At 72.4% G+C, this 14984-nt stretch carries 16 protein-coding genes and 1 tRNA gene; 11 read left to right on the top strand and 6 right to left on the bottom strand.

Features of this window, described 5'->3' with window-relative positions:
* Window position 1: 1 nt before the first annotated feature.
* Both chpH and ABT084_RS16900 read right to left on the bottom strand, forming a co-directional pair.
* Entirely contained in the window at window positions 2-235 is a 234-nt protein-coding gene (gene chpH / locus ABT084_RS16905) for a chaplin ChpH (RefSeq protein ID WP_351043891.1), read from the bottom strand.
* A gap of 140 nt (window positions 236-375) precedes the next feature.
* Entirely contained in the window at window positions 376-1701 is a 1326-nt protein-coding gene (locus ABT084_RS16900) for a M20/M25/M40 family metallo-hydrolase (protein WP_351043888.1), read from the bottom strand.
* Window positions 1702-1869: 168 nt separating this feature from the next.
* Between ABT084_RS16900 and ABT084_RS16895 the strand changes: the two genes are divergently transcribed.
* The 3 genes from ABT084_RS16895 to ABT084_RS16885 all read left to right on the top strand — a co-directional run bounded on the left by ABT084_RS16895 (window position 1870) and on the right by ABT084_RS16885 (window position 2811).
* Window positions 1870-1957 (top strand) — tRNA-Leu (locus ABT084_RS16895).
* Between the two features lie 147 nt (window positions 1958-2104).
* Complete coding sequence (locus tag ABT084_RS16890; protein ID WP_351043887.1) at window positions 2105-2590, top strand: DUF2975 domain-containing protein; 486 nt, start codon at window positions 2105-2107, stop codon at window positions 2588-2590.
* Entirely contained in the window at window positions 2590-2811 is a 222-nt protein-coding gene (locus ABT084_RS16885; RefSeq protein ID WP_351043884.1) for a helix-turn-helix domain-containing protein, read from the top strand. The genes ABT084_RS16890 and ABT084_RS16885 overlap by 1 nt, the downstream gene beginning before the upstream one ends.
* 61 nt (window positions 2812-2872) lie before the next feature.
* On the opposite strand, the gene ABT084_RS16880 is transcribed toward ABT084_RS16885, so the two are convergent.
* The 3 genes from ABT084_RS16880 to ABT084_RS16870 all read right to left on the bottom strand — a co-directional run bounded on the left by ABT084_RS16880 (window position 2873) and on the right by ABT084_RS16870 (window position 7110).
* The gene (locus ABT084_RS16880; protein ID WP_351043881.1) at window positions 2873-4360 is read right to left on the bottom strand and encodes an amino acid permease; all 1488 of its coding nucleotides are present in this window, start codon (window positions 4358-4360) and stop codon (window positions 2873-2875) included.
* 215 nt (window positions 4361-4575) lie between these two features.
* Window positions 4576-6126 (bottom strand): APC family permease, encoded by a 1551-nt coding sequence (locus ABT084_RS16875; protein WP_351043879.1) that lies wholly within the window; start codon window positions 6124-6126, stop codon window positions 4576-4578.
* Window positions 6127-6153: 27 nt separating this feature from the next.
* Window positions 6154-7110, bottom strand: a complete 957-nt coding sequence (locus ABT084_RS16870) for a hypothetical protein (RefSeq protein WP_351043877.1) — start codon at window positions 7108-7110, stop codon at window positions 6154-6156.
* 214 nt (window positions 7111-7324) lie between these two features.
* Between ABT084_RS16870 and ABT084_RS16865 the strand changes: the two genes are divergently transcribed.
* Window positions 7325-7795 carry an ASCH domain-containing protein gene (locus tag ABT084_RS16865; RefSeq protein ID WP_351043874.1) on the top strand — a complete coding sequence of 157 codons (471 nt, stop codon included), beginning with the start codon at window positions 7325-7327 and terminating at the stop codon, window positions 7793-7795.
* A 155-nt stretch (window positions 7796-7950) separates the two neighbouring features.
* On the opposite strand, the gene ABT084_RS16860 is transcribed toward ABT084_RS16865, so the two are convergent.
* Window positions 7951-9606, bottom strand: coding sequence for an FAD-binding dehydrogenase (locus ABT084_RS16860; RefSeq protein ID WP_351043872.1), 1656 nt, complete (start codon window positions 9604-9606; stop codon window positions 7951-7953).
* Window positions 9607-9700: 94 nt separating this feature from the next.
* Between ABT084_RS16860 and ABT084_RS16855 the strand changes: the two genes are divergently transcribed.
* From ABT084_RS16855 to ABT084_RS16825, 7 genes are all read left to right on the top strand, one after another.
* Entirely contained in the window at window positions 9701-10231 is a 531-nt protein-coding gene (locus ABT084_RS16855; RefSeq protein ID WP_351043965.1) for an NUDIX hydrolase, read from the top strand.
* A 9-nt stretch (window positions 10232-10240) separates the two neighbouring features.
* A complete protein-coding gene (locus tag ABT084_RS16850) occupies window positions 10241-10639 on the top strand; it encodes a YidH family protein (RefSeq protein ID WP_351043869.1) in 399 nt (132 codons plus the stop codon).
* On the top strand, window positions 10636-10962 hold the full coding sequence (locus ABT084_RS16845; RefSeq protein ID WP_351043867.1) for a DUF202 domain-containing protein: 327 nt from the start codon (window positions 10636-10638) through the stop codon (window positions 10960-10962). Before ABT084_RS16850 ends, ABT084_RS16845 begins: the two co-directional genes overlap by 4 nt.
* A gap of 125 nt (window positions 10963-11087) precedes the next feature.
* Window positions 11088-11384 carry a hypothetical protein gene (locus ABT084_RS16840; protein WP_351043865.1) on the top strand — a complete coding sequence of 99 codons (297 nt, stop codon included), beginning with the start codon at window positions 11088-11090 and terminating at the stop codon, window positions 11382-11384.
* 93 nt (window positions 11385-11477) lie between these two features.
* Window positions 11478-12389 carry an MBL fold metallo-hydrolase gene (locus ABT084_RS16835; protein WP_351043862.1) on the top strand — a complete coding sequence of 304 codons (912 nt, stop codon included), beginning with the start codon at window positions 11478-11480 and terminating at the stop codon, window positions 12387-12389.
* Between the two features lie 229 nt (window positions 12390-12618).
* Complete coding sequence (locus tag ABT084_RS16830; protein ID WP_351043859.1) at window positions 12619-13650, top strand: phosphotransferase family protein; 1032 nt, start codon at window positions 12619-12621, stop codon at window positions 13648-13650.
* Between the two features lie 11 nt (window positions 13651-13661).
* Window positions 13662-14900 (top strand): acyl-CoA dehydrogenase family protein, encoded by a 1239-nt coding sequence (locus ABT084_RS16825; protein ID WP_351043857.1) that lies wholly within the window; start codon window positions 13662-13664, stop codon window positions 14898-14900.
* Window positions 14901-14984 lie beyond the last annotated feature (84 nt).

Below are 14984 nucleotides of genomic sequence, written 5' to 3'. Positions count from 1 at the left end.
GTCAGCTGTTGACGCAGGTGGTGCCGAACGCCGGGTTCAGCAGGCCGATCACGGAGATCGTGTTACCGCACACGTTCACCGGGATGTGGACCGGAACCTGGATGACGTTGCCGGAGGCGACACCGGGGGAACCGATGGCCGCACCCTGGGCACCGGCGTCGGCGACGGCCAGACCCGCACCAGCGAGTACGAGGCCACCAGTGGCAGCCGCAGCGGCGACAACCTTCTTGATCATTGTTCCTCCTAGTAGGCAATGCGGTACCAGCCGCGGACCGCACCACCTGTAACGAGGAGTTCCCACCGGGGCTACGAGCGTATGAGCGCATTCACTCTTCCCAGTGGAATCCGCACACGCACCCGATTCCCTCCGCGGGCTCAGGCGTTGTCGATGAACCGGTCCAGGACCCGCACGCCGAACTTGAGGCCGTCGACCGGAACCCGCTCGTCCACCCCGTGGAACATCCCGGCGAAGTCCAGCTCGGGCGGCAGCTGGAGCGGTGCGAAGCCGAAGCAGCGGATGCCCAGGTCGTCGAAGGACTTGGCGTCCGTACCGCCGGAGAGCATGTACGGGACCGCGCGCGCGATCGGGTCCTCGGCGCGCAGGGCGCCCTGCATGGCGTCGACGAGCCTGCCGTCGAAGTCCGTCTCCAGCGCCTTGTCCCCGTGGACGTCCTCCCGCTTCACGCGCGGGCCGAGGATCCGGTCCAGGTCGGCGAAGAACTCGTCCTCGTAGCCCGGCAGGAAGCGGCCGTCGACGTGCGCGGTGGCCTGGCCGGGAATCACGTTGACCTTGTAGCCCGCGCCGAGCATGGTCGGGGCCGCCGAGTTGCGCAGGGTGGCGCCGACCATCTTGGCGATGCCGCCGAGCTTGGCGAGCGTCGCGTCCATGTCCTCGGGGTCGAGCGGGGTGCCGAGCGCGTCCGAGAGTTCGTCCAGGAAGGACCGTACGGTCTTGGTGACGCGCACCGGCCACGTGTGGCGGCCGAGGCGGCCCACGGCCTCGCACAGCTCCGTGATGGCGTTGTCGTTGTTCGTCATCGACCCGTGGCCGGCGGTGCCGTCCACGGTGAGGCGCATCCAGTGCATGCCCTTCTGGGCGGTCTCCACCAGGTACAGCCGCAGGTTCTCGTTGACGGTGAAGGAGAAGCCGCCGACCTCGCCGATCGCCTCGGTGACCCCCTCGAAGAGCTCGGGATGCTTGTCCACGAGGTGCCGGGCCCCGTAGGTGCCGCCCGCCTCCTCGTCCGCGAGGAAGGCCAGCACGATGTCCCGCGGAGGCTTGCGGCCGCTGCGCATGCGGTCGCGCACGACCGCGAGGGTCATCGCGTCCATGTCCTTCATGTCGACGGCCCCGCGACCCCAGAGGCAGCCGTCGGCGATCTCGCCCGCGAAGGGGTCGTACGTCCAGTCCGCGGCGTTGGCCGGGACGACGTCGGTGTGGCCGTGGATCAACAGCGCGGGCCGGGACGGGTCCTCGCCCTCGATGCGGGCCACGGTGGAGGCCCTGCCCTTGTGCGACTCGAAGATCTGCGGCTCCAGGCCCACCTCGGCGAGCTGCTCGGCGACCCACTCGGCCGCCTTGCGCTCGCCGGGACCCGAGTGGTCGCCGTAGTTGCTGGTGTCGATCCGGATGAGGTCCCGGCAGAGGTCGACGACCTCGTCCTCGCCGGAGACGGTCCTGCCCGCGCTCGACTCGCTCACGCTGCTTCCTCCCACTGATCAGTACCGAACTGCCCCCATCCTCCCGCCCCGGACGGCTGCGCCCAAGGGCGATCCCCGGTCATCGGGGGGTGTGATCGAGGACCCCGGAATGTTTGGTAATGTTTTCCCTGTCGGAACGGCCCGCGAGGGACGCGAGACAGACACCTTGTCCGGGTGGCGGAATGGCAGACGCGCTAGCTTGAGGTGCTAGTGCCCTTTATCGGGCGTGGGGGTTCAAGTCCCCCCTCGGACACCAGCAGGACCCCAGCTTCGGCTGGGGTCTTTTGCGTTTCCGGGGCCGCGCACACCCCGGCCCCCACCTCGACTCCCGCCTCGGCCCACCCCTTGCCTGACTTATCGATATTCGATAGATTCCCATCGCTAGTCGATAGGAGGAGGGGTCATGGGGAAGCTGGCCGTGCATGCGCTGCGCGTCGTGCTCGTGGTGATGTTCGCCGGGGCGGTGTTCGTACAGGGGCTGATGGTCTGGGCGTTGGCCACCGACCCGGAGGACGGGACGCTGCCGCTGACCCCGCTCCGCGTGGTCGTGATCCTGGGCGCCGGGGCGCTCCAGGTCGTCCTGGTCTGCGTGGGGCGGCTGGTGACGATGGTGCGGCGCGGCACCGTCTTCTCCCCCGCCGCCTTCCGGTACGTGGACGGCGTCATCGGCGCGGTCGTGGCCGGCGCCCTCCTGTGGTTCACGCTGGCGGCCCTCATGGCGACGGGCCCGGAGATGGAGCCGCCCGGGATCCTCGCGCTGGGCGGGATCGGCGTGGCGGTCCTGGGGGTCGCGCTCATCGTGCTCGTCCTGCGGATGCTGCTGGCCCAGGCCGTGGCGCGCGACGTCGAGGCCGCGCGGATGCGGGCCGAGCTGGACGAGGTGATCTGATGCCGATCACCGTGGACATCGACGTGATGCTGGCCCGGCGGAAGATGTCCGTGGGCGAGCTCGCGGAGCGTGTCGGGATCACCCCCGCCAACCTCGCCGTGCTCAAGAACGGCCGCGCCAAGGCGGTGCGCTTCGCGACCCTCGCCGCGCTCTGCGAGGTGCTCGAATGCCAGCCGGGCGACCTGCTGCGCTGGGAGGCCGAAGTCTCCGCGGACGCGTGAACGCGCGAAAGGGCCCCGCCGCGTGGAGAACACGGCGGGGCCTGTGTGCGCGGGGGCGCGGTCAGTCGCGGCGCGGCGCGGCGGCCTCCTCCCGCTCCGCGGCGATCTCGGCCACCCGGCGGCGGACCAGGAACCAGCCGCCGACCAGCGCGGCGGCGATGAGCGGGAGGAAGAGGATCGTGCGGCGACCCACGCCACCGTCGCTCCACATCAGGACCAGCACGGTGACCAGGAAGACCAGGGTCACGATCTGCGTGTACGGGGCCCAGGGCAGCCGGTACGAGGGGCGCTCCACCCGGCCCTCGCGGGCCCGGCGCCAGAAGTGCAGGGAGCAGAGCATGACCATCGCCCAGGTGCCCAGGATGCCGATGGAGGCGAAGTTCAGGACGATCTCGAAGGCGTCGTCGGGCATGAAGTAGTTCAGGCCCACGCCCATGACGCCGAAGGCGGCCGTGAAGAGGACGCCGCCGTAGGGGACCTTGCCCCGGTTCATCTTGGCGGTGAATTTGGGCGCGGAACCGGCGGTGGCCATCGAGCGCAGGATGCGGCCGGTGGAGTACAGGCCGGAGTTCAGGCTGGAGAGGGCCGCGGTGAGCACGACCAGGTTCATGATGCCCGCGGCGCCGGGGACGCCGAGCTTGTCGAAGACCGTGACGAAGGGGCTCTGGTCGGCGGAGTACTCCGTGTACGGCAGGAGCAGCGCCAGCAGGACCACGGAGCCGACGTAGAAGACGCCGACGCGCCACATGATCGAGTTGATCGCCTTCGGCATGATCTTCTCGGGGTTCTCGGTCTCGCCCGCGGCGACTCCGCACAGCTCGACGGAGGCGTAGGCGAAGACGACACCCTGGACCACCAGGAGCATGGGGAGCATGCCCGCGGGGAAGATGCCGCCGTTGTCGGTGATGGAGCCGAGGCCGGGGGTGTGGCCGTCGATCGGGTGGCTGGTGGCGACCAGGTAGATGCCGACCAGGAGGAAGGCGACGAGGGCGCCGACCTTGACGATCGAGAACCAGAACTCCATCTCGCCGAAGTACTTCACCGAGATCAGGTTCACGGCGAGGACCACGGAGAGGGCGATCAGCGCGAGGATCCACGACGGGATGTCGCTGAACATCGACCAGAAGTGGGCGTAGGTCGCGGCCGCCGTGATGTCGGCCACGGTGGTGGTGGACCAGTTCAGGAAGTACAGCCAGCCCGCCGTGTACGCGCCCTTCTCACCCATGAACTCGCGCGCGTAGGAGACGAAGGCTCCCGAGGACGGCCGGTAGAGGACCAGCTCGCCCAGCGCCCGGACGACGAAGAAGGCGAAGACGCCGCACACCGCGTAGGCGATCGCGAGGGAGGGCCCGGCGTTGGCCAGGCGGCCACCCGCGCCGAGGAACAGGCCGGTGCCTATGGCTCCGCCGATCGCGATCATGTTGATGTGGCGGGACTTCAGGTCCTTGCTGTAACCCTCGTCACCGGCGTCCACGTGAACGGACTGGACGGACGCCTTCGGTGCGGCAGGGGCCCGGGACGCGGCCTCTTTCAGGGTGCGGTCACTCATCTATGACTTCGCCTTCGTGGGGTGAACGGGCAGGTCCGGGCCGCCGCGCAGGAGAGCTGGGTGGTTTCGCCTGTGCCCCGCGGTCCGGATTTGATCGCCCCAGGAGACCATGCGTGTCGCGCTCAGGCCAAAACCGGCCCTTTACCCGCAGAGGCCCCCGGCACCCCTCGAAAGGGGTACCGGGGGCCTCCGTGCCGTTCTCGGGCGTACACCGGTCAGGCGTGCGCGGTGGCCTCCGCGGCCTGGTCCAGGCGGAAGGCCTCGTTCCCCAGGCCGATACGGGCGTGCACCTCGGGGCGCCGGGAGCGCAGGACCGCGCCGTACACCAGGCCGCCCACCGCGGCGAGGCCGATGATGCCGGGCAGCGCCCAGCTGAGCGCGGAGCCCTTGTCGGCGCCGACCAGGACGGCGAAGTCCTTGACGGTGTAGACGGCGATGCCGAGCAGGGCGAGGCCGGCGGCCCCCGCGGCGACCAGGCGCCAGACCTGGGCGGAGGCGGTGCCGCGGCGGACGAAGAAGGCGATGACGGCGAAGGAGGCGGCGGCCATCAGCAGGGTGATGCCGAGGGCGCCGACGCTGCCCATCCAGGTGAAGAGGTGCAGGACGGGGGCGGTGGGGTCACCGGCCGGGTTGTCGTCGGTGAGGGCGAAGCCGAGGACGACGGCGGCGGAGACGCCGGTCTGCAGCAGGGAGCCGGTGCCGGGGGCGCCGGTGCCCGCGTTGGTGCGGCCGAAGGCGGCGGGGAGCAGGCCCTCGCGGCCCATCGCGAAGGCGTAGCGGGCGACGACGTTGTGGAAGCTGAGCATGGCCGCGAACATGCCGGTGACGAAGAGCACGTGCAGGACGTCGGTGAAGGCGGCGCCGAGGCGGTCCTCGGTGAGCGCGAACAGCAGTCCGGGGCCCGCGGCGGCGGAGGTCTTGACGACCTGGGAGGGTCCGGTGGCGACCGTCAGGGCCCAGGCGCTGAGCGCGAAGAAGAGGGCGACGAAGCCGACGGCGAGGAACATGACGCGGGAGACCACGATGTGGGGCTTGCTGGTCTCCTCGGCGTAGACCGGGGACTGCTCGAAGCCGACGAAGGCGGCGATGCAGAAGCACAGGGCGGTGCCCAGGCCCGGGCCGCTGAGGGTGGCCGGGTTGAAGGCGTGCAGGGAGAGGCCCTCGGCGGCCGGCTTGCCGAGGGCGGCCAGGTCGAAGATGACGACGAGGGCGCACTCGATGAGGATCAGGATGCCGATCACCCTGGCGTTGAGGTCGATCTTGAGCCAGCCGAGGGCGCCGGTGGCGGCGACCGCGAGGAGGGCCGGTATCCACCAGGCCACCTCGAGGTCGAGGTAGGTGGTGAGCAGTCCGGAGACCTCGAAGCCGAGGATGCCGTACACGCCGACCTGCATGGCGCTGTACGCGACGAGGGCGACCACGGAGGCGCCGGCGCCGGCGGTGGCACCGAGGCCGCGCGCGATGTAGGCGTAGAAGGCGCCGGCGTTGTGGACGTGCCGGCTCATCTCGGCGTAGCCGATGCTGAACAGCGCGAGGACGACGCCGAGGATGACGAAGAGCAGCGGCTGGCCGACGATGCCCATGACGCCGAAGGTGGTCGGCATCACGCCGGCCACGACCATCAGGGGGGCGCTGGCCGCCAGTACGGAGAGCAGCAGTCCCGCGGTGCCGAGCCGGTCGGCGCGCAGGGCGCGGTCCTGCCCCTTGTACGTGCGGATCTCGGCCGCGCTGTCGCGCGGGGACGTCGTGGAACTGCCCGTCGCCATGGCGGGGGTCCTTTCGGAGAGGGAAGTTCAGGCGGAGCCGAGCGCGGCGCTGCGCGCGGCGAGGAAGGCCTTGTGCGGGTCGAGGTCCGGATAGGACCAGGGGGCCCGGGTGGCATGGCTTCCGATGCGGTGGAAGAGTGCGGCGGCCTCGGCCGGGCGGCCCTCGCAGAGCTTGGCGTGGGCGAGGAAGTTGAGGTCGACACGGTTGCGGGGGTGGTCCTCGCGTTCCCACTCGAGCCACCAGTCGAAGGCGGAGCGCAGGACCTGCCGGGCGCGGCGGCCGGACCAGTGCTCGGCGGCCGCGGTGGCGCCCGGGCCGGACCCGCCGTGGGCGGCGGCGAGGACGCGGTAGCGCTCGGCGTGGGCGATGACGGGGAGGACGGCGAGCGGTGAGTCGGCCGGGGACTCCTCGGCGGCCCAGGCGGCGAAGTCGTAGACCTCGTGGAGCGGGTCGTGTCCGCTGCCGGGGAGGCGTTCGGCGAGCCGGGCGACCATCACGTGGTGGGCGTGGTGGTGTTCCCGGTGCCGGGCGCGGACCTGGTCGAAGTGCCGGCTGAACTCCTCCTCGGTGCCGAAGGCGCGGGAGAGGAGCAGCAGGCCGAGCCAGGGCGTGGGGTCGGCGGGCAGCAGGGCGGCGGCGCGGCGGCAGGCCTCCTCGGCCGCTTCGGGGGTGCCCTTGCGGCGCAGGGCGGTGAAGACGGCGGCGCAGGCGAGGAGGGTGGCGGCGTCGGCGCTCTCGGGTTCGGCGAGCAGCCATTCGCGGGCCCAGGCGGTGGCGGCCGGGGTCTCGGCGAGGACGACGACGCGGTGGCCGCGGCGGTCCCAGTCGTCGGCGGTGGCCGCGAGCAGGCTCCGGGCGGTGGCCCAGCGGCCCTGGGTGAACTGGGAGCGTACGTCGACGAGTTCGACGTCGCAGAGCGCCGCGTCGAAGAGCTGGGCGTCCCGCTTGCGGGCGCGGCCGAGGGGCGGCGGAGGCGGAGACATCCGCGGTTTCCCTCCAGAACGCGAGCGCGGGTCGACACGAGCGGTGGATGATCACGCACAGCAAACCGGCAGGTACAGCTCCGCGTCAAGGTTTGGTCCACGGGGTGGCGGGTTTCAACTGGTGCGGGGGGTGGCGGAGTTGGTGTGCATATGCCGGTTCGGTGACCTGTGTGCGGGCGGCTTGCGAGGGCGGGCGGGCACCTAGGGTGGCGGCATGACGATCCACGACGATCTGCCGCCCTTTCTGCTGGGGTTCCCCGGGCCCCTGCGCGACCGGTTGGTGGCGGCGGTGCTGAGCGGTGCGAAGACCACGACGACGGGCCTGCTGGCGGGGTACGAGGCTGAAAACGAGCCGCTGCCGCGGGCCGGGGACCGGATGGCGCTCATCGACTCGGCGGAGCGTGCGGTGGCGGTGGTGGAGGTGCTGGACGTGCGGGTGCTGAGGCTGGCGGAGGTGGACCTGCGGCACGCGGTGGACGAGGGCGAGGGGGACACCTCCGTGGCCGAATGGCGTGCCTCGCACGAGGAGTTCTGGCACAGCGCGGCCCTGCGGGAGGCCCTGGGCGACCCGGATTTCACCGTGGACGAGGACACGATGGTCGTCGCGGAGCGGTTCCGGGTCGTGGAGCGCCCGGGCTCTCCCACCCGGACCCGGGCGGGCCGTTCGAACCTGCCCGGCGATTGAGGGCCCGCCGGAGGCGACGCGGACCCGCGGGGGGCGACGGCGCGTTGCCTCCACGCGGTGCGTGGGCCCTCCGGGGGCGCCTCGAACGCCGGCGGGGCTGGAAATGGCGGCCCGGGTCGCCACGGCGGGGCTGGACAGGGACGGCGGACCCGGGGTCAGCTCACTGCCTTGGCCGCGGCGCGGCCCGCGGCTCGGCCCGAGAAGAGGCAGCCGCCCAGGAAGGTGCCCTCCAGGGCCCGGTATCCGTGGACCCCGCCACCCCCGAAGCCCGCGGCCTCCCCCGCCGCGTACACCCCCGGCAGCGCCTCACCGCCCGCGTCCAGCACCCGCGAGGACAGGTCGGTCTCCAGGCCGCCGAGGGACTTGCGGGTCAGGATGGAGAGCCGGACGGCGATCAGCGGCCCCGCCGCCGGGTCCAGGATCCGGTGCGGGGCGGCCGTACGGATCAGCTTGTCGCCGAGGTACCTGCGGGCCCCGTGGAGGGACATGACCTGGAGGTCCTTGCTGAAGGGGTTGGCGATCTCCCGGTCGCGCGCGGTGATCTCGCGGCGCAGCGCCTCCTCCTCGATCAGCCCCTCCTTGGTGATCGCGTTCATGCCGCGGACCAGGGCCCCGAGATCGCGTTCGACGACGAAGTCGACGCCGTTGTCCATGAAGGCCTTGACCGGTCCGGGGACGTCCTGGCGGGCCCGGTTGATCACCTCGCGGACGGACTTGCCGGTGAGGTCGGGGTTCTGCTCGGAGCCGGAGAGACCGAACTCCTTGCCGATGATCCGCTGGTTGAGGACGAACCAGGTGTGGTCGTGGCCGGTCTTCATGATGTGGTCGAGGGTGCCGAGCGTGTCGAAGCCGGGGAAGAGCGGTACGGGCAGCCGCTTGCCGGTGGCGTCCAGCCAGAGCGAGGACGGCCCGGGGAGGATCCGGATGCCGTGCCGGGACCAGATCGGGTTCCAGTTCTCGATGCCCTCGGTGTAGTGCCACATCCGGTCCTTGTTGATGTGGCTGGCGCCCGCCCGCTCCGCGATGCCGAGCATCAGGCCGTCCACGTGGGCGGGGACCCCGGACAGCAGCCGCTCGGGCGGGGTGCCGAGCCGCTCGGGCCACTGGGCGCGCACCAGGTCGTGGTTGCCGCCGATGCCGCCCGAGGTGACGATGACCGCCTGGGCGCGCAGGGAGAAGGAGCCCGCGCTCTCGCGGCTGCTCGCGCTGCCCCGTACGGCGTCGGAGGGCTCCAGGACCTCGCCGGTGACGGTGTCCAGCGCCCCGGCGGTCCGCGAGAGACCGGTGACCCGGTGCCGGAACCGCAGCTGGACCAGCCCGCGGGCCACCCCGGCCCGGACCCGCCGCTCGAAGGGCGCGACCAGCCCCGGGCCGGTGCCCCAGGTGATGTGGAAGCGGGGTACGGAGTTCCCGTGCCCGGTGGCGTCGTAGCCGCCGCGCTCGGCCCAGCCGACCACGGGGAAGAACCGCACCCCCTGCCGGTGCAACCACGGGCGCTTCTCCCCGGCCGCGAAGTCGACGTACGCCTCGGCCCAGCGGCGCGGCCAGGCGTCCTCCTCGCGGTCGAACCCGGCGGTGCCGTGCCAGTCCTGGAGGGCCAGGGCGTGGCTGTCCTTGATGCGCATGCGGCGCTGCTCGGGGGAGTTCACGAAGAACAGGCCGCCGAAGGACCAGTGGGCCTGGCCGCCGATCGACTGCTCGGGCTCCTGGTCGAGCAGGATGACCTTGCGGCCCGCGTCCACCAGCTCGGCGGTGGCCACGAGCCCCGCCAGCCCGGCGCCGATCACGATCACGTCTGCGTCGTACCCCATGCGTTTCCCGTCCTGACCTCGGTGGATGGGAGAGATCCTGGCTACCTCGCGGTAACCAGTCAACAGTGAGGAAGGGATGGGCCGTATGAACGCGATGGATCCGGCGGACGAGGTACTGGACGTGGTCGACCGGGAGGACCGGGTGACCGGGCGAGCCCCGCGGGGCGAGGTGTACGCCCGGGGGCTGCTCCACCGCTGTGTGTTCGTGCGGGTCCGGGACGCCGAGGGGCGGATCTTCGTGCACCGGCGGACGGCGTCGAAGCTGGTCTTCCCGTCCCGCTACGACATGTTCGTGGGCGGGGTGCTGGGCGCCGGCGAGAGCTACGCGCAGGCGGCGCTGCGGGAGGCCGAGGAGGAGCTGGGGGTGTCGGGGCTGGAGCCGCCGACGCCCGTGCTGAAGTTCCTGTACGAGGGCGAGGGCGGGGCCTGGTGGTCGTACGTGCACGAGGTCCGGTGTGATCTGCCGGTGCGCCCGCAGGTCTCCGAGGTGGAGTGGTACGCCTTCGTGGAGGAGGCCGAGGTGGCGCGACGGGCGGCCGACGGATCCTGGCCGTGGGTCCCGGACGGGCTGGAGGCGTACCGGCGGCTGGAGGCGTTCCACCGATCATCGGACTTCGGCCACTAGATTGGCCGGATGATCGACTTCGTCAGGGGCGTGCGCCTCTGGTTCGCGCCGCGGCGGATCCGGGACGAGGGCGCGACCCCCGACTACCGGTTCTCCCTCGCCAACGAGCGGACCTTCCTCGCCTGGATCCGGACGGCGCTGGCCCTGGTGGGCGGCGGCTTCGCGGTGGACCAGTTCCTGCCGGACCTGCGCTGGGCGGTGCGGGTCGGGATGGCCCTCGCGCTGCTGGCGGTGGGCGCGGCCTGCGCGCTGCGGGCGGTGAACCACTGGGTGCGGTGCGAGCGGGCGATGCGGCGCGGGGAGGACCTGCCGCTGTCGCGGTTCCCGGTGGTGCTGAGCCTGGGGGTCGGGCTGGTCGCGGTGGCGATGATGGTCGTCATGCTGCTGGGCTGGACGACGGGGCGGTGAGCGGGTCCGGGGCGCGGCCGGCCGGGCGGGATCCCGGGCTGCAGCCCGAACGCACCCGGATGGCGTGGCGGCGTACGACGCTGAGCGCGTCGGTGACCGCGGTGCTCGGGGTGCGGCAGGCGCTGCGCGGGCCCGGCTCGCCGGTGGAGGTGGTCGCGACGGTGCTGATCGCGCTGATCTGGCTCGTGTTCCTGGGGGTGGCGCACCGCAGGATGACGGCGCTCGCCGCCGGCCGGCCGCCGGGGCTCGCGCCGCGCGCGGCGGTCGCGGCCACGCTGTGCACGGTGGGCCTGGCGGTGTTCGCGATGGCGCTGATCGGCTGAGCGGGGCGGCCGGGAGGCCGGGGCGGGCGCCCCGGCCTCCCGGCCGCCGGTGCGATGATCGGGCTTGCGCGCGCCGCGGGGTGCACAACGGGTGATACCGGTCGGCCCGCACTAGCCTCGGCGCCATGACGACCCTGCACCACGAGCACGCGACGCACGGACACGACCACGGCCCCGGCTGCGGGCACCCCCAGGTCGACCACGGTGACCACGTCGACTACGCGCACGACGGCCACTTGCACCGGGAGCACTCCGGGCACTGGGACGAATGCGAGCCCGCCGGTCACGTGACCCACGACGGGCACGACCACGCGCACGGCTCGGACTGCGGCCACGAGGCCGTCCGGCACGGCGACCACGTGGACTACGTACACGACGGCCACCGGCACGCCGAGCACGACGGGCACTACGACGACCACTGAGCCGCGCGCGCGGCGGTGACCCCGCCCTCCCCCGGGCCCGCGTCGACTGGCAGGATGCTGCCCGCCCGTCAACGCGACCCGGGGAGAGCGCAGATGACCGCAGAGAAGCCCTACCTCGTCCAGCCGGCTCCCGGCGTCTTCGCCTACATACAGCCGGACGGCGGCTGGTGTCTGAACAACGCCGGGTTCGTGACCGGCGGCGGCCGGAGCCTGCTCGTCGACACCGCCGCCACCGAACGCCGGGCCCTGGCCCTGCGGGACGCCATCACCTCGACCGGGTCGCCGCTGCCGCGCACCGTGGTCAACACGCACCACCACGGCGACCACACCTACGGCAACGCCGTCTTCACCCCCGAGGCGCTCGTCCTCGGGCACGACGCGTGCCGCTCCGAGCAGCTGGACGCGGGGCGCCAGTTGGAACTGATCTGGCCGGAGACCGATTTCGGCGCCCTGCCGATCACCGCGCCCGACCTCACCTACAGCGAGCGCGCGACGGTGCACGTCGGCGACACCGAGGTGGAGGTGATCCACCCGGGCGTCGCGCACACCGTCGGCGACTCGGTGGTGTGGCTGCCGCGGCAGCGGACCGTCTTCACCGGGGACCTGGTCTTCGCCGAGGGCACGCCGTTCCTGGCGATGGGCTCGCTGGCCGGTTCGCTGCGGGCGCTGGAGGTACTGCGCGCCCTGGACGCGGAGACCGTCGTACCGGGCCACGGACCGCTGACGGACCCGTCGGCGTACGAGGCCACCGAGCGCTACCTGCGGTACGTCGACCAGCTCGCCCGGGAGGGCAAGGAGCGGGGGGACGCCCCGCTGGAGACCGCGCGCCGGGCGGACCTCGGCGAGTTCGCGGGGTGGCGGGAGAGCGAGCGGCTGGTCGCCAACCTGCACCGGGCCTACGCGGAGCTGGACGGGGGCCCGCTCGGGGAGCCGCTGGACATCATGACGGTGCTGCGGGACATGACGGTGATGAACGGCGGGGTGCCGATCGCCTGCCACGCGTGACGCCACGCGCGACGGCGCGTGTGACGGCGCGTGTGACGGCGCGTGTGACGGCACGCCGTCCGGGGCGAATCCGCTCGTGGTCCGCCCCGGGCCCGGGGTGAAGTTTCGGTCCGCCCTCTGGACGGCATACCGACCGGTCGGCATGATGGCTCCCAGACAGCTGGACAGCCACGCATCCGCCGCCACCCGACCGGGCGCCGCCCGCCCACTCCGTACGGAGGTCCGCACCATGACCACAGCACCGGCCGATCCCCGGGGTCTCGATCTGGAGCGGCTGCGCGGTCACCTCGACCACGCGCTGCCGGGACTGGTGACCGGGGCGCTGAGCGGCCGGCTGATCGAGGGCGGCCGCTCGAACCTCACCTACGAGGTCACCGACGGCGCCACGCGCTGGGTGGTCCGCCGCCCGCCGCTCGGCCACGTCCTGGCCACCGCGCACGACATGCGCCGGGAGCACCGGGTGATCGCGGCGCTGGCCGGCACGGCGGTACCGGTGCCCGGGGCGCTGATGCTCTGCGAGGACGAGTCGGTGCTCGGCGCCCCGTTCTACGTCATGGAGTACGTGGACGGGGTGCCCTACCGCACCGCGGGGCAGCTCGCCGCCCTCGGCCCCGAGCGGACCCGGCGGGCGGTGCTCGGGCTGGTGGACACCCTGGTCGAGCTGCACGCGGTGGACCCGGAGGCGGTGGGCCTGGGTGACTTCGGCCGCCCCGAGGGCTTTCTCGACCGGCAGCTGCGGCGCTGGGGCAAGCAGCTGGCGGCCTCCCGGGGCCGCGAGCTGGCCGGGATCGACGAGCTGCACGGCGCGCTCGGCCGGGCGCTGCCCGCCTCCCCCGCCGCCACCGTCGTCCACGGCGATTTCCGGCTCGACAACGTGCTGATCGGCGGGCCGGACGACACCATCCGGGCGGTGCTGGACTGGGAGATGTCCACGCTCGGCGATCCACTGACCGACCTCGGGCTGCTGGTGATGTACAGCTCCGACCTGGGGCTGACCGAGTCCCCGGTGAGCACGACGAGCGGGGCGCCCGGCCATCCGGCGCCCGCCGAGCTGATCGAGCGGTACGCCGCCCGCTCGGGCCGCGACACCGGGGCGATCGCCTGGTACACGGCTTTCGCCTGGTTCAAACTCGCCGTGATCCTCGAAGGCATCCACTACCGCTTCACGCTCGGCCAGACCGTGGGAGCGGGTTTCGACCGGATCGGCGAGCTGGTTCCGGTCTTCATCGCACACGGTCTGACCACCCTTCAGGAAGGCTGAGGCACGCACTCATGGACTTCGCATTCGACACCCGGACCGAGGAACTCCGCGAGCGGCTGCTCGCGTTCATGCAGGAGTACGTCTACCCGGCGGAACCCGTCGCCGCCGAGCAGCGCGCGCGGCTGGCCTCGCCCTGGGACACCCCGGCCGTGTTCGGTGAACTGAAGGCGGAGGCGCGCCGCCAGGGCCTGTGGAACCTCTTCTTCGTGGACGGGCACGGCGCGGGCGGCCCGGCGTACGGCGCCGGGCTGACCAACCTCCAGTACGCGCCGCTCGCCGAGATCACCGGCCGCAGCCCGCACCTGGCGCCGATGGCGACCAACTGCGCGGCCCCGGACACCGGGAACATGGAGCTGCTGGCCCAGTTCGGGGACGACGCGCAGAAGAAGCAGTGGCTGGAGCCGCTGCTGGCCGGGGAGATCCGGTCCGCCTTCGCGATGACCGAGCCGGAGGTGGCCTCCTCGGACGCCACCAACATCGAGACGCGCATCGAGCGCTCCGACGACGGCGCGAGCTATGTGGTCACCGGGCGCAAGTGGTTCATCTCCGGCGCCATGAACCCGGACTGCAAGGTCTTCATCGTGATGGGCAAGACCGATCCGGACCACGCCGACGCGCGCCGCCAGCAGTCGATGATCCTGGTGCCGCGGGACACCCCGGGCGTCGAGGTCCGGCGCGCGATGAGCGTGTACGGCTACCAGGACCACGACCACGGCGGTCACGCCGAGGTGGTCTTCGACGGGGTACGGGTCCCGGCGGCGAACCTGATCGGGGACGAGGGCAGCGGCTTCGCGATCGCCCAGGCCCGGCTCGGGCCGGGCCGCATCCACCACTGCATGCGGCTGATCGGGATGGCGGAGCGCGCCATCGAGCTGATGTGCCGGCGCGCGGTGGAACGTACCGCCTTCGGCAAGGAGCTGGCCGCGCAGGGGGTCGTGCAGAACTGGATCGCGGACGCCCGGGTGACCGTGGAGCAGCTGCGGCTGCTGGTGCTGAAGACGGCCTGGCTGATGGACACGGTGGGCAACCGGGGCGCGCACACGGAGATCCAGGCCATCAAGATCGCCACGCCGCGCGCGGTGGTCGGGATCCTGGACCAGGCGGTGCAGCTGCACGGGGCGGGCGGGGTCAGCCAGGACTTCCCGCTCGCGGAGCTGTGGGCGGCGGCGCGGACGCTGCGGCTGGCGGACGGTCCGGACGAGGTGCACCAGCGGTCGCTGGCGCGGCGGGAGCTGAAGCGGTACCGCTGACGCGCGGGCGGCGGCCGGGGGCACGGGGCGGGCAGGGCCTTCCGGCCCGCGCCCCGGCGGCCGTTCGGGCTGCGAGGGGGACGT

This window comes from Streptomyces sp. NPDC002138, from assembly GCF_040296485.1.
Lineage (GTDB): Bacteria > Actinomycetota > Actinomycetes > Streptomycetales > Streptomycetaceae > Streptomyces.
This window is presented reverse-complemented; position numbering and strand designations above follow the sequence as displayed.

Bases quoted from the DNA above. Each gene is read 5' to 3' on its own strand.
- ABT084_RS16890 (WP_351043887.1), top strand. From the start codon at position 2,105: ATGGGGAAGCTGGCCGTGCATGCGCTGCGCGTCGTGCTCGTGGTGATG.
- ABT084_RS16875 (WP_351043879.1), bottom strand. From the start codon at position 6,126: ATGGCGACGGGCAGTTCCACGACGTCCCCGCGCGACAGCGCGGCCGAG.
- ABT084_RS16830 (WP_351043859.1), top strand. From the start codon at position 12,619: ATGACCACAGCACCGGCCGATCCCCGGGGTCTCGATCTGGAGCGGCTG.
- ABT084_RS16825 (WP_351043857.1), top strand. From the start codon at position 13,662: ATGGACTTCGCATTCGACACCCGGACCGAGGAACTCCGCGAGCGGCTG.
- ABT084_RS16870 (WP_351043877.1), bottom strand. From the start codon at position 7,110: ATGTCTCCGCCTCCGCCGCCCCTCGGCCGCGCCCGCAAGCGGGACGCC.
- ABT084_RS16885 (WP_351043884.1), top strand. From the start codon at position 2,590: ATGCCGATCACCGTGGACATCGACGTGATGCTGGCCCGGCGGAAGATG.
- ABT084_RS16840 (WP_351043865.1), top strand. From the start codon at position 11,088: ATGACGACCCTGCACCACGAGCACGCGACGCACGGACACGACCACGGC.
- ABT084_RS16850 (WP_351043869.1), top strand. From the start codon at position 10,241: ATGATCGACTTCGTCAGGGGCGTGCGCCTCTGGTTCGCGCCGCGGCGG.
- ABT084_RS16855 (WP_351043965.1), top strand. From the start codon at position 9,701: ATGGATCCGGCGGACGAGGTACTGGACGTGGTCGACCGGGAGGACCGG.
- ABT084_RS16865 (WP_351043874.1), top strand. From the start codon at position 7,325: ATGACGATCCACGACGATCTGCCGCCCTTTCTGCTGGGGTTCCCCGGG.
- ABT084_RS16880 (WP_351043881.1), bottom strand. From the start codon at position 4,360: ATGAGTGACCGCACCCTGAAAGAGGCCGCGTCCCGGGCCCCTGCCGCA.
- ABT084_RS16860 (WP_351043872.1), bottom strand. From the start codon at position 9,606: ATGGGGTACGACGCAGACGTGATCGTGATCGGCGCCGGGCTGGCGGGG.
- chpH (WP_351043891.1), bottom strand. From the start codon at position 235: ATGATCAAGAAGGTTGTCGCCGCTGCGGCTGCCACTGGTGGCCTCGTA.
- ABT084_RS16835 (WP_351043862.1), top strand. From the start codon at position 11,478: ATGACCGCAGAGAAGCCCTACCTCGTCCAGCCGGCTCCCGGCGTCTTC.